The organism is uncultured Porphyromonas sp. (assembly GCF_938023125.1).
GTDB lineage: Bacteria > Bacteroidota > Bacteroidia > Bacteroidales > Porphyromonadaceae > Porphyromonas.
In genome coordinates, this window is sequence record NZ_CALHDW010000002.1 from 1 (window position 1) to 13,546 (window position 13,546).

The following is a 13,546-nucleotide window of genomic DNA, read 5'->3' on the forward strand; positions in this document are numbered from 1 at the left end:
CTCCTCCAGCATCTTCTCCAAGTCCGAAGCCTTGTAGAGTATCTTTCCTGCAAACAAGATGTAAAAGAAAAAGCTTTGCTTTGAGATGAATTTTCCATTACGTAGAGGTTCCTCTCTCGCTCTGTAGGGCGGGTTAGTCGAGGTTGTTGAGCATCGTTTGGTAGCGGTGCGCCTCCTCAGAGTAGCCGAGTTGCTCGGATACTTCGATTAGCTTGGTCAAGAGGGGCTTATTATCGGGATGCTCCACCACAGCTCGGCTCATTATCTTATAGGCTTCCTTATCCGCCCCCATCTCTAGATTGGTGAAGGCGAACTGCATGGCCACCTCTAGGTGTCGGAATAGCTTTTCGTACCCCTCTTTGAGTAGCTTGTGGGCTTCTTTGATGCGCCCGAGGGAGCGTAGCGCAAAGCCTTTGCGTGCTAGGGCTGTGGGATGGAGCGGATTGAGCGCGAGAGCCTTGTCGTAATTGTTGAGCGCCGAAGTCGGATCGTCGTATTCGTCGAGGCACTGATCGCCCATTTCTATGTACTCAAGAGCCAACTTCTCGAGCTGCGCCTTATCCTTCTTCGTCTCTTTCGTCTTCTTTTTCTGCTGTTCGATTACGCCCTCTACCTGATAGAGCTTGTGGAGTAGAAGTCTGCGCGCCTGGGGTGAGTCGAAGATGTTTTTCTCGTTAAGAGCCTGACCAAAGAGTGTAATGGCTTGATGGAGGTCGCCCTTATTGAGTAGTTGGAGAGCGGATTGGTAGAGTGAGTAGGCATGGCTCTCCTCCAGAGCTACCTGCAATTGCTGTGGATTGGCGGCAGCGCGGTAGTACTCAATGATGGAGGAGCGAGTGATTACATCCTGCTTGCGGAAGGGGCGAAGGAGATTCATCCCCTCGAGCGAGCGGCATCGGCTAAGGGCTACATAGGCTTGTCCTGCGGCAAAAGTGCCGTCGGAGAAGTCGATAGTGGCGTGGTCGAACGTTAGCCCCTGACTCTTGTGTATGGTAATAGCCCAGGCGAGACGCAGAGGGTACTGCGTGAAGCGTCCTATTACCTCCTCTTCTATGGTGTTATTCTCCTCGTTGAGCGAATATCGCTTGTTCTCCCACGTGTAGGGCTCTACTTGGCATTCTCTCCCATCCTCCAATGCCACTTCTATAAAACCAAACTCCTCGTTTGCCCCTAGGTATCGCCCTAGTGTGCCGTTGACCCACTCGTGGTTGGGATCGTTGGCAATAAACATCACTTGCGCACCTTCTTTGAGGGCGAGTACAAGGTCTGTGGGTAAACTGCTCTCGGGGAATTCACCCGATACCGAACCCTTAAATTCGGACTTCTTGCTCTCCAGCTCAGCCAGCTGACTTTCGTTGATAGCCATGGCGCGATCTCGCCGCGAGGTGAGGGTTATGTTGAAGTCCGAGGAGGAGGCAAGGGCTGCGTTTTGTCCGCTCCGCTCATTCAAGAGAGCTACATCTTGGTCGGACGTGTTGCCGGTGCGTATATGGTCTAGGATGGAAACAAAGGTGCGGTCGGTCTGCCGGTACACCTTGTTGAGTTCGATCAGCAGGGGCTTTTGGGTATCGAAGGCGGCAGCTCCATAGAAAAAGGGCGTTGTGTAGAAGCGGTTGATGATCTCCGTTTCCCCCCTCGTTACCACGGGTTCGAGTTGGAAGAGATCCCCCACAAAGAGCATCTGCACGCCCCCAAAAGGTGTAGACATAAGCCCCCTGATTACTCTTAGCAAATAGTCTATGGCGTCCACAATATCCGCCCTCACCATAGATACTTCGTCTATGATAATTAGTTCGAGTTTGTTGATGAGTTTGCGTTGCTCCTTGCGGATGCGCTTGAGCGAATTGCGGAGGAGTTCCTTGTCGCTCGGCGGAATGGGACTAAAGGGTAAACGGAAGAAGGAGTGGATGGTTTGCCCCCCGGCATTGAGGGCGGAGATACCCGTAGGAGCGAGTATGACGTGCTCCTTTTTGCTGTGGGCGCTTACATGCCTTAGAAGTGAGCTTTTACCCGTGCCAGCTCGCCCCGTGAGAAAGATATTGCGGTTGGTCTCCTCTACAAGTTGTAGAAGGTATTGCATCTCCAGATTCTCGGGGTCGGGGATACGGATTAGTGGGTCGCTCATTGTGGGTCGGTGGGGTTCGGGTTGTTCCCGCTTTCCTTACAAAGGAGAGGGAGGGCACTTCTTGCTTTACCGGAGGTAGGAGGTGGGGTCTGGGATACCTGCTAGGGCAAATGCCTCTTTGCGTTCACGGCACGTGGCACACTCTCCGCACTGCGTCTCGCCGCCTACATAGCAGCTCCAGGTGGTGGCGTAGTCCAGTCCGAGGGGCATCCCTACGGCTACAATTTCGCTTTTGGAGAGGTGGGTATAGGGGGCAGCAAGCTCTACTTGGTTGGAGGTCCCTTGCAGGATGGCCTCTGCCATAGGTTCGGCAAAAGTGGCTCGGCAGTCCGGATAGATGTTGTGATCGCCAAAGTGATTGGCAATGAATAGGCGTTTCAGCCCTCGGCTCTCGGCAAGTCCGGCGGCAATGCTCAGCATGATGCCATTGCGAAAGGGTACCACCGTGGCTTGCATATTCTCTTCGTTATATGCCCCCAAGGGGATCTCTCCGCCCGAGAGAAGTAGGTCGCTACGGAAGTATTGCCCCATAAAGCCAAGAGGAATGATCAGGTGCTCGATGCCCAATTGCCGGCAATGATGTTGGGCGCAAGGTATCTCCCTTTGGTTATGTTTGGAGCCATAGTCGAAGGTAACGGCTAGGGCAATCTCATGGCGATAGTCGTAGAGCAGCGTGGTGCTATCCAGCCCTCCGGAGAGTACGATAAGTCCATCTCGGACGCCATTATGCGCAGTTATTAGCATACGTACAAAGAAAAAGAAAGCCTTAGAAGGTCACCACACCAAGGCAGTGACCCTCTAAGGTCTTGTTGTTATTGGGGATTAGTAAGCTCGTGCAAAGAGTACACGTTGCTTAGAGGGTTTGCCCGTTACCATACATACTCCGGGCGTTGGGTCTCCGCCAAGAGGGATACAGCGAATAGTCGCCTTGGTCTCCTCTTTGATACGCGCTTCGGTCTCGGGGGTGCCATCCCAGTGCGCTAGGATAAAGCCGCCCTTCTCAATCTCTACCTTAAACTCCTCGTAGGTATCTACGGTGCGAGTGCTTGCTTCGCGGAAGGCGAGAGCCTTGTCGTAGATATTCTTTTGGATGCTCTGGAGGAGCGATTCGATATGATCGGCAATACCTTCGAAAGCAACCGTCTCTTTGGTAAGCGTATCACGACGAGCTACCTCTACCGTACCCTGCTCCAGGTCGCGTGCCCCGAGGGCAAGGCGTACAGGGATACCCTTGAGTTCGTACTCGGCAAACTTCCAACCGGGTTTCTTGTTGTCGTTATCGTCCAGCTTAACGCTTATGCCTCTAGCCCGTAGGTCCTTGATTAGCGGCTCTACACGCTCACGGATGGCCGCGAGGTGCTCTTCGGTTTTGTAAATAGGCACAATTACCACCTGTATAGGAGCGAGAGAGGGAGGGAGCACGAGCCCGTTATCGTCGGAGTGCGACATGATAAGAGCCCCCATCAAGCGAGTGGAAACACCCCATGAGGTAGCCCAAACCAATTCGCGTTGCCCCTCTTTGTTGAGGAAGTATACATCAAATGCTTTGGCAAAGTTCTGCCCCAAGAAGTGAGAAGTCCCCGATTGTAGGGCCTTACCATCCTGCATAAGAGCTTCGATGGTGTAGGTATCTACGGCTCCGGCAAAACGCTCTGTCTCGCTCTTGACCCCACGGATCACGGGTACGGCGAGCACCTTCTCGGCAAAGTCTCCATATACCTCGAGCATTTTCTCGGCTTCGGCTACAGCCTCCTCGCGAGTAGCGTGTGCTGTATGTCCCTCTTGCCAGAGGAATTCGGCAGTGCGCAAGAAAAGACGTGTGCGCATCTCCCAACGTACCACGTTTGCCCACTGATTGCAGAGCACGGGTAGGTCTCGGTAGCTTTGGATCCAGTTCTTATACGTACTCCAAATGATGGTCTCGGAGGTAGGGCGTACGATGAGTTCTTCTTCGAGTTTAGCCTCGGGGTCTACTACTACACCGCTTCCATCCGGGCTGTTTTTGAGTCTGTAATGAGTTACCACGGCGCATTCCTTGGCAAACCCCTCTACGTGGTCTGCTTCGCGGCTTAGGTAGCTCTTGGGTATGAATAGAGGGAAGTAGGCATTGACGTGCCCTGTTTCCTTAAATCGTTTGTCTAGCTCGGCTTGCATTTTTTCCCAAATAGCATAGCCATAGGGCTTAATGACCATGCAGCCTCGAACGGCAGAGTTCTCTGCAAGATCTGCCTTAGTCACCAAGTCTTGATACCACTGCGAATAGTTTTCGCTGCGGGGAGTAAGCTCCTTAATCTCTTTTGCCATACGTGCAATTACTGCTGATTTTTCGTTTATTTCTGCCGCAAAGGTAGTCAAAAAGTATCGCCCCCCTTGCACAAATGCCCCGTGGATAGTGGAGGTAAAAGGCTGGTCGCGGTGAGGCGGAACAAAAGAAATAGGGCAGACCTCCCGCTTGACGAATGGGGAAGCCTGCCCGAGAGAAGGAGAGGGGAGGGGTTAGAATGCCCCTGAGTCGCTATCCTCGTTGAGTTTTTGAGTCGATACGCTGCGGCTCTTGCCCCAAGAGAAGTCGAAAGCAACATTGAGGCGAATTACCGAGCGGTCGTCGCGGATATGAGTACGACCCCTGCTCTGTACCAGGCTTTGAGGCACAGTGTGCGCGAGGTACTCGCATTCGGTCAAGAACCAAAGACAATCGGTCTTAAACGTCCAAGGCCCTGTGGTGTAGCTAAGTCCTAGAGAAGATTGATTCTCATTACTGCTAACCAGCAATCCGTCTATATTATCCCTTAGGAGATTACCTATGTAATAGATGCTCCATTTGCCATAATTGAGCTCCACCGAGTAGTTGAGTGGTGTAATCCACTTTTGGATGGCGGCACGGTCGGCTCCTCTATCAATGCGTATGTTATAGACATCGCCGGAGGTCTTGAATACCAAGCTACCTTTGTCGCTCATCCACGGAGTGTATTGCAGGTTATAGCTCGCACCATAGCCTCTACGATAGCGCGCATTCACGGGAGTGGTGACGAGGTACTCACGCCCCGTTTTGGGGTCCTTCTCCAAGAAGTAATCGTCGTATTCGTCTCCCCAATTGCAGTGAGCTATCGGGGCTAGTTCTACATAGAGATTGGGATAGGTCAGGCTATAGGTTACCCTCGCTCCAAGGCTACGGGTTGGCTTGAGATTGGGGTTCCCTCGATAGAGAATGTATTGCTCTAGATAGCGCATATTCTCAGCATGGGAGCCTAGCTGAGACTCGTAATAGGTATAGCTTGTGCGCAGACGTAGGGCATTGTGTTTGTCTATTATGTACTTGGCATTGAGGTACACTTGGGGACTTAAAGAGGATTGGCGGGCTCCATAGTAATTGCTGTGTAGGTAATCCAATGTACCTTTAAGGGAGAGGTTTACCTGCCCGAGTTTGTAGGAGAAATCCCCATAGAGCGAGTGGTTGTTTTGCGTTGTTACACTCGGTTTATTCTCGAAAAAAGAGTTGGTTACGATGGAGTTTAGCTTTGCTCCGTAGTAGCGATACCCAAGAGAGAGTTGGGTAGGAGACTCAAAGGTATGTGTGTAGTCCGCTTGCAAGATGAGCGAATTTTTCTTGAGGTCTTGTACTATTTTGTCACTAAAGACCACCTCTTTGTTGCTGATTTTCTCTTCGTGATTGGTATCTGTTCTATCGGTGAAGATCCCCGTCCATACAGCATTAAACGAGAGCGAATTTTTTTTGTTTATCTCTTTGATAAAGAGAAGATCCACAGAAGATTTTACCTCTGTAGACTGACTGGTATTCTTCGTCGAAAGCTCTGTTCCATTCTCATTTATCGCACCACTTCCTACAGCATGGTAGGGAACGATAGAGGAGGCCGATACCAGTTGTAGGGTATAGTTGCCGGTCTCTTGTCGCTGATAGGTTAGGGTAGGTAGGTGCAGGCGATAGCCAAAGGCATCTTCGAGGCGGCTCTTTCTGGAGATCTTGCCAATGCTAGGGAGGGTAAAACTCTGCTCCTTATCGGTGATGCGTTCTTTATACTCTCGGCGAGAGAAGTAGTAAGTTGCGGCAAACATATCCTTTCTGCCAAAGGCTGCCCCTTGCAGCCATACATCACTCATCCCAAGCATGGGAGAGACGCTCTGTACAAGGTCTCCGGCGAGGCTCCCTCCGCGGAAGTTGCCATAGGTAAGTACGTTAATCACCTTGTCATACTCACGATAGCGCATGGGTACCATATCGAGGATCTCTAGACGTTTGATTTCTTCGGCGGACATGGATCGTAAGATGCTTACGTCCGATTGTACTCCGTTGATGAGAATAAGAAAACGCTCCCCGTTCATCATCTCGGGTTTGCGTGTCTCGGGATTCATAGCCACACCCGGTAGTACGGTAAGAAGATCCATGGCGTTGGCCGCTTTTTTGCGCGCTACTTCGGGAATCGAAAAAGCAACTCGGTCGCTTTTCGTTCGTACAGGATCTGCCTTGATTACTACGGTTTCGAGCTCTTTGCTAGGGACAGCAAGACTTGTGCTATCCTGCTGCGCCTTGAGGTACATGGGGAGCGATAAGAGACCGAGGCAGCCCATGCTGAGGAATAATTTTCTAAACATTTCTTTTTAGGGATTGAGAGTTGTTATTCGGAGAGTATCATACTATCGTGCTATACGATAGAGAGTGTGGTACGCTTGTTACACACACTCTCTCTCTATCCTATTTTCGCAACGAACGTTGCAATTCTTTTACTTTACCTTGATATGAATGCGGGGAGAAGCTTTTTGGTACGAGGGGACTTTCTTTAGCTGCCCAATGTAACGCATAATTGCCTCTGCCGTATTGTAGCCCTGTCCTACGGCCGGCTGCTTGTGTTCGTAGGGGTAAGCTGCATTGATATAGGAGTTGTAAGCCACTTTGTAGCGACGCTTGGGGCTAAGGGGTTTACCCTTTGCATCGCGCAGTTCGATGGAGGTGCATTTTTTGTCAGGGGTGAAGACGTAGTGGGCAGTAGCGCCGGAGATAAGGAAGGGTCGGTGCTCTTCTTCTCGCACGGTACCTGCCAAGAGTAGCGCCTTCAGTTCGTCTAGTGATAGATCTGCCACCATCATTTCGTTGCCAAAGGGGTCGAGTGTGAGTATGTCCCTGCGGGTTATATCTCCCTTGGGGAGCTTGGATATACGCACACCTCCGTTGTTTTGAACGGCAATGTCGCTCTCCGTCATCGAGCGGTAGGCGTCTACCATAAAGTAACCGAGCTGGTCGTACGAAGTGAAGTTGTCGAGGGCTGTCCCTACTACTTCGGAGAAGACGGGATTGTTGTTAAACTGATCCACGAGAGCGCGTACCTCTTTCTTTTCTTTCCCTGCCTTGGGGTCAATGGGTAGAGAGTGCGCCTCTTTGGCGATTACTTTACCCTTATGCAGGGTCATTTGCATCATGTTGAGGTGCTGGAGTTTGCATCCACTTTGAGAGATCGAGACCCTACCGACTTCTACGGGAGCGGGTAGGTAGGTGTGAGAGTGCCCCCCAATGATAAGGTCTATCCAGGGATTCTGAACGGCTACTACTTGGTCTTCTTCGAGCCCCAAGTGGCTGATGAGAACGGTCGCATCGCACCGGTCGTGCATATCTTTATACCGGGGGAGGACGTCTCTTGCGAGCTCAAATTTGATCCCATGTAGCCAATCGGGGTGCGTAGCCGGCTTGCCGTCGGCCTCGAGTTGTACAGCACCGAGGAGGGCAACGCGTACCCCCTTGTCGTAGAATGTGTGTACGGTAGAGGGGAGTATACGTATACCGATGTAGGGCTCTACCTCTACATTGCTACAGATGAAGGGGAATTGAGCCTCTTGTGTGAGGAGGGCAAAGCCGTAGGGACGCGAGTCGAACTCATGATTCCCCACCGTGGAGTAATTAAACCCAACGGCATTCATAAGTGCAATCATGGGGTATCCCTTAGGAGAGAACTGGTCGTTGATGGGGTTGCCTGTTTGGTTGTCTCCTGCCGATACGAGCACGAGATCGGGGTAAAGACCGCGTAGACTATCCACCATGTAGGCAAAGCGAGGGAAGCGGTCGAGGGTTGCATGCATGTCATTCACAGAGAGAAACGTAATGGTTGTAGGTTTCTCTTGGGCAAAAAGAAACTGAATCCCCAACAACAAGGAGAGCAGGATTTGAAGGTATGTACGGTGTTTTTTCATAACTCCATAGTGCTTAGTTTTTAATCTGTTTATAGGATATGATCTCGTTTGAGGAGAGCATTGATCTCGGGTTTGCGTCCACGGAAAGCTACATATAGCTCCATGGCTTCTCGTAGGTCGCCCTTTTCTAAAATATGGGTGCGGAAGGCTTGAGCCACCTCTGGGTCGAATATCCCTTTTTCTTGGAATAGGGAGAAGGCATCGGCATCGAGTACTTCGCTCCATTTGTAGCCATAGTACCCTGCCGCATAGCCTCCCGAGAAGAGATGCCCAAAGGAGGTCGAACCCATACAGCCCTTGGGAGCCGGGGGCACAATGCGTACCGAGGCTGTGGCGTCGCGCTCAAATTGCTCTAGGTCGCACCCCTCTGGTAGAGGCGCCTCTAGGGTATGGTATGCCATGTCGAGGAGGCCAAACGAAAGTTGGCGTAGCGTATTGTATCCTGCAGGATAGCCTTCGGCTTCGATCATCTTGCCTAAGAGTTCCTCAGGTAGAGGCTGATTTGTTTGGAAGTGTAGGGCTAAAGTCTTGACAAACTCAGGCTGTAAAAGCCAATTTTCCATGAGCTGACTCGGTAGCTCTACAAAGTCGCGCGTTACGTTGGTTCCGCTGAGGGAGGTGTATTTGCTTTGGGTAAGGAGCCCGTGTAGCCCATGCCCAAACTCGTGCAAGAAGGTATTGACTTCGTTGGGAGACAGGAGCGAGGGGAGATCTTTGGTAGCCTGCGTGAAGTTCATCACAAGCAGGATGTGGGGGCGTCGCTCGCCCCGTTGCTCTTTGAGATTGTTCATCCACGCACCACTTCTTTTGCCTTCGCGAGGGAAGAAGTCGAGGTACAAAAGTCCGAGCAGTTGCTTTGTTTTATTGTCTTGCACTCGGTAGGGAAGAACATCGGAGTGGTAGATGGGGAGTTCCTTAGCAGGGATAAATGAAATATCGTACAAGCGAGAGGCTAAGCCAAAAACACCCTCTATCACACGATGGAGAGGAAAGTAGGGGCGGAGTTCCTCCTGACTAAAGGCATAATGTTGCTCCCTATATTGCTCGATGTAGTACATGACATCCCATGGCTCCAAGGGGGCATTTTTGAGTCGTTCGATAGCCTCCATCTCTTTTACTCCCGTGGGCTTGTAAGACTCCCGTAGGTCGGTAAGGAGTTGCATTACCTGCTCAGGGGTGCTGAGCATTCGCTTCTCTAGAGCATAGTCCGCATAGCTTTTGTAGCCGAGGAGTTGGGCTATCTGTAGACGATGATTGACGATCTTTTGCGTTATAGCTCGGTTGTCCGTCTCCCCTCCATGGCAGCAAAGAGTCGCCTTGGCTAGGTACATTTGTTGCCGGATGTTAGGGTCGGGGCAAAACTTCATGATAGCCGTGTAGCAGGGGAAGGATAGGTCAAAGAGATACCCGCCTTTGTGTCCCTTCTCTAGAGCGGCAGAGGCGGTTTTCTCCCGTATGGCTTGGGGGAGGGGGGCAATGGATTCTGCTTGGTCTATATAGAGAGAAAAGGCGTTCTCTTCCTTAATAACGTGGTTGCCAAAGGTAAGCGTGGCAAGGCTTAACTCCTCACGTAGCGTGCGCAAAATCTCTTTCTTCTCGGGGGGGAGCAATGCGCCTTGTCGGGTAAACCCATCGTAGCAATTCTCTAGAAGACGACGATCTGCTTCGTCTAAATTGAGGGATTCTCGCTGTTCATAGACAATGCGAACCCGCTCAAACAATTCGGGCGAGAGGCTCGTGTCGTTGCCCAGTGCCGTAAGTTCGGGCGAAAGCTCTTCGGCAAGAGCCATCAGTTGTGCATTGCTATTGGCATGGAGTAGGTTGAAGAAGACGCCTTCTACAGCCTCTAAGGCCGCCCCCATCTCCTCTAGTGCTACAATTGTATTGGCAAAAGAGGGAGGTTCGGGGTTCTCTATAATAGTGGCTAGCTCGGCTCGATACTGAGCGATAGCAGCCCGAAAGACGGGAGCAAAGTGCTCGTCTTTGATTTGGTCGAAGGGGTAGGCACCATCGGGTGTTGAGGGGTTTACAAAGAGTTGATCTAAGATTGTTTGGGCTGTTGAAGAGGCTTTCATTGTTTGTTATCCTTTAGATATTTCTTGTTCTTTCCCAACGGTTCTAACAAGCAAGACGGAAGATGCGCCATGCTGAGCGTAGCACAAGTAAGAATATGAGTATCCCGATAATCAGATCAGGGTAGGGAGAGTGCGTGAGAGTAACGCATACGGCAGAGGCTATGACACCGATATTCACAAGTATGTCGGCAGAGGTAAAGATCCGAGAGGCTTCCATATGAGCACCCTTGCGATTAGAATGATTTAGGATGAGGAGTGAAACCGTATTGCCCGTGAGAGCTATGAGTGAAATGCCAATCATCAGCCACATAGAGGGGATTCCACTAAAATGGATAACTCGCATGGTAACTTCATAGATCCCCCAAAGGGCCAGTATGAGTTGTATGCCTCCGGCAATACCTGCTACCCGCCTTTGCCTTTGTGCGGATGCTCCCACGGCAAGAAGGGCTAGCGTGTAGACAAGGCTATCGGCAAGCATATCCATACCATCAGCCAGCAAGCCCATGGATTCTCCGATATATCCCGTAATGCTTTCGAGAAGGAAGCACCCGAAGTTAATGATCAGAACGAACCAAAGAGCTCTTCGTTCCGTTTTTTCCTTCGTTTCATTCCCCTCCACACAAGAGCAACTGCAAGCAGCCTCATGGGGGACCATGGTGTTAGGTATGGTGGTTGATTCTGTTGAAGATAGGAGATGACTCCCCAGCCGGAGGGTATCCAGTGCTGTGGTGATACGCCCCTCTTCGATTTCGTGGTAGAGGGTTACCTCTCGCTTCTCAAGATCAAATTGCATCAAGTGGATTCCCTCTATACCGGCCAGTTTCATGCGGATTAACTGCTCCTCACAGGGGCAATCCATAGCATCTACTCGATAAATAGTCTGTTTCATGATTTTTATGGAGATCTAACAAGTACGAAGTTGAGGTTGTGTGGCAATGAATTGCCGTAGGGTGGTGCCGTCGTCAATATGCGCGATACCAGCGGAGAGAAGTGTAATACGTGAAGTATAACCGTGACGAATGAGATCTTGCAAACTCTGTAAAACACAATAATCCCCTGCGATACCGGCAAGGACAATCTCTTGTGCCCTTTCGATAGTAGGGGGAACGGACTCGGGGAATGCGCTATAACTATCTCGCTCCGGCGTTGTTGCTTTCTCTACCATACAGAAAGGGATATGACGCCGATATACTTCGTGCACCAGAGGAAGCAGCTCCGGTGTGATGGCGGCTCCCTCGGTATAACGCACGCAGTGGGAGGGCCAAACTCCGCCTTGAGACGTAAAACTACAATGGTCAAAAGGGTGCTGATCGCTCGTGAAAACGACACTCTCTATCTCCTCGATGTGCTCTAGCCCCCATTGGGCAAGATAATTCATTGCCTCATGGGCACTAGAGACGGCAAGGGAGCCACTTACGAAATCGACTTGAGGGTCGATGACTACCAAGGTGATGGGATTTTTCATTTGAGGAGCTGGACAAATCTTTCGTTATTGGCGAGAGAGGCAAACTCTTTGTCCGAGATGGCTCGAGAGCGTAGAGCCGGATCTCTTCTGATGGCCTCTGAGAGGAAGTTGATAGCACTGCGGTCGTCTTGCATCCGTGCGGCAACAATGGCTTTCAGATAGTCTGTAGTGGCATTGGTGCGTACTACGTTGTTCAATGTCTCCATGGCGCTATCGTACCGACGATTGAGCAATTGGGCAATGGCAGCGTTGTTGCTTTTGGTAGAGCCAAACGCCTTGAGAGCCTGTTCGTACTTCCCTTGCTTGAGGTAGAGTAGAGCGAGTACTTCGCCGTTGTCGCTTTGCAACGATTGCCCGATAAGCTCTTCGGCCTCCGAAGTCTTATCCTCTTCTAGAGCAAGAAGAGCAAGATTGAGGCGAGCCTCGGGGGTGTCGTTTACCGATCGGCTCCGCTCTAGCCAGGTCTTAGCTTCACTATTTTTCCCTTGTAAGATTAGTAGGGCTGCTATATTGTTATAGGCTCGTGCATCTTTGGGGTATAGCCCGGTAGCCTTTTGGTAGATCTGCTCTTTTTCTTTGTCGGTTTTAGCGATGGCAGCGGCGTAGAGAAGCTCTTCGATGGTCAGTTTTTGGGGTGTTGTCTGAGCTAGCTCGGCAATCTCCAAATCGCTCTTGCCGATAGTTTCTACGAGTGCCGATACACGAGAGCGACGCAGCTTGGGTAAAATGTCTTGGGCAAGCTGACTAAACACGAGACTGATGTTGCGGATTTCGCGCTCACGTTCCTCGGGGTCGGTATACATAGAGAGGACGCGCAGGATAAGGTCTTTGTCCTGAATATTGCTTTGCTCTACAAAGGTGCGGAATCCCTCCCAGTCTTCGGCGGTGTAGTGTGCCGCTATTTGGATGTCACGAGCTAAGGCACGATGCAATGCTTCGCTGGTGTTTTTCTCTCGCTGAGCCGATAGCTTTTCGTTAAGCGCAAGCCCACCATCGGGGGAGGCATAGGCTTGTACTTCTACAGATACACGCTGATTGGGAGCTTCGTGTGCATTCTCAATGAGCTCTCGTAGGTCGCTTACTTCCTGCTTTTTTAGCTCAGAGGTGCGTACGTTTGCTTGCTGTATCAAGAAGAGAATATCAGCATCGTAGCGATCTTTTATTATCCGTTGGAAAGCATCCGGGGCAATTACAGGAGTGCAGCCCGATACGCCGGCAAGCGTTACCGTAGAGAGTACTCCCTCTCCTACTTTTACATCGGGTAGTGTTACCTGTTTGCCCTTTATCGTAGCTCTAAAAGAGAGATAGAGGTCACTCTCTTGCATGCGAGGAGTGTAGGCAAAGCGAGTAGAAAAGTGGGTCGTACCCCCTGCTTCGTAAGGGACCACGGAGTTATTGTCTCGCACGTTTTCGCCCTGTATGGTATAGGTTGTTCCCCAAGTTTCTCCCCCTTTGTAGCGCAGTACGGGTACAAAGCTCACCTGTGCATTTTTGTTCATCCACTTAGAGGGGATATTGATTGTGAAGGAAGCGGGAACCTCTGTACCCACTAGCTCTAGAGGGCGTGGGTCTGCGGTAATATGCTCAGAGGCTAGCGGTTTGAGTTTGGCAGCGCACGACGAAATAAGGACTACCGAAGAAAGTCCTACTGCAAGGTGGAAAAAAGATTGACAACGGATCATT

At 51.0% G+C, this 13,546-nt stretch carries 9 protein-coding genes; all 9 read right to left on the reverse strand.

The genetic code is table 11. The features are described from left to right. Positions 1 to 133: 133 nt before the first annotated feature. The 9 genes from Q0090_RS00125 to Q0090_RS00165 all read right to left on the reverse strand — a co-directional run bounded on the left by Q0090_RS00125 (position 134) and on the right by Q0090_RS00165 (position 13,545). The gene (locus Q0090_RS00125; RefSeq protein WP_297946147.1) at positions 134 to 2,125 is read right to left on the reverse strand and encodes an AAA family ATPase; all 1,992 of its coding nucleotides are present in this window, start codon (positions 2,123 to 2,125) and stop codon (positions 134 to 136) included. Positions 2,126 to 2,191: 66 nt separating this feature from the next. Then, a complete protein-coding gene (queC, locus tag Q0090_RS00130; protein ID WP_297946150.1) occupies positions 2,192 to 2,869 on the reverse strand; it encodes a 7-cyano-7-deazaguanine synthase QueC in 678 nt (225 codons plus the stop codon). Positions 2,870 to 2,947: 78 nt separating this feature from the next. Then, entirely contained in the window at positions 2,948 to 4,429 is a 1,482-nt protein-coding gene (proS, locus tag Q0090_RS00135) for a proline--tRNA ligase (protein WP_297946513.1), read from the reverse strand. Positions 4,430 to 4,621: 192 nt separating this feature from the next. Further along, positions 4,622 to 6,736: a hypothetical protein gene (locus Q0090_RS00140; RefSeq protein ID WP_297946153.1), complete on the reverse strand. Its 2,115-nt coding sequence runs from the start codon at positions 6,734 to 6,736 to the stop codon at positions 4,622 to 4,624. A 129-nt stretch (positions 6,737 to 6,865) separates the two neighbouring features. Then, on the reverse strand, positions 6,866 to 8,323 hold the full coding sequence (locus Q0090_RS00145) for a bifunctional UDP-sugar hydrolase/5'-nucleotidase (RefSeq protein ID WP_297946156.1): 1,458 nt from the start codon (positions 8,321 to 8,323) through the stop codon (positions 6,866 to 6,868). A 29-nt stretch (positions 8,324 to 8,352) separates the two neighbouring features. Next, a complete protein-coding gene (locus tag Q0090_RS00150) occupies positions 8,353 to 10,398 on the reverse strand; it encodes a M3 family metallopeptidase (protein WP_297946159.1) in 2,046 nt (681 codons plus the stop codon). Between the two features lie 43 nt (positions 10,399 to 10,441). After that, positions 10,442 to 11,287, reverse strand: coding sequence for a cation transporter (locus Q0090_RS00155; protein ID WP_297946163.1), 846 nt, complete (start codon positions 11,285 to 11,287; stop codon positions 10,442 to 10,444). A gap of 15 nt (positions 11,288 to 11,302) precedes the next feature. Beyond that, positions 11,303 to 11,863, reverse strand: a complete 561-nt coding sequence (locus tag Q0090_RS00160) for an isochorismatase family protein (protein ID WP_297946165.1) — start codon at positions 11,861 to 11,863, stop codon at positions 11,303 to 11,305. Then, entirely contained in the window at positions 11,860 to 13,545 is a 1,686-nt protein-coding gene (locus Q0090_RS00165; RefSeq protein ID WP_297946169.1) for a hypothetical protein, read from the reverse strand. Before Q0090_RS00165 ends, Q0090_RS00160 begins: the two co-directional genes overlap by 4 nt. Position 13,546 lies beyond the last annotated feature (1 nt).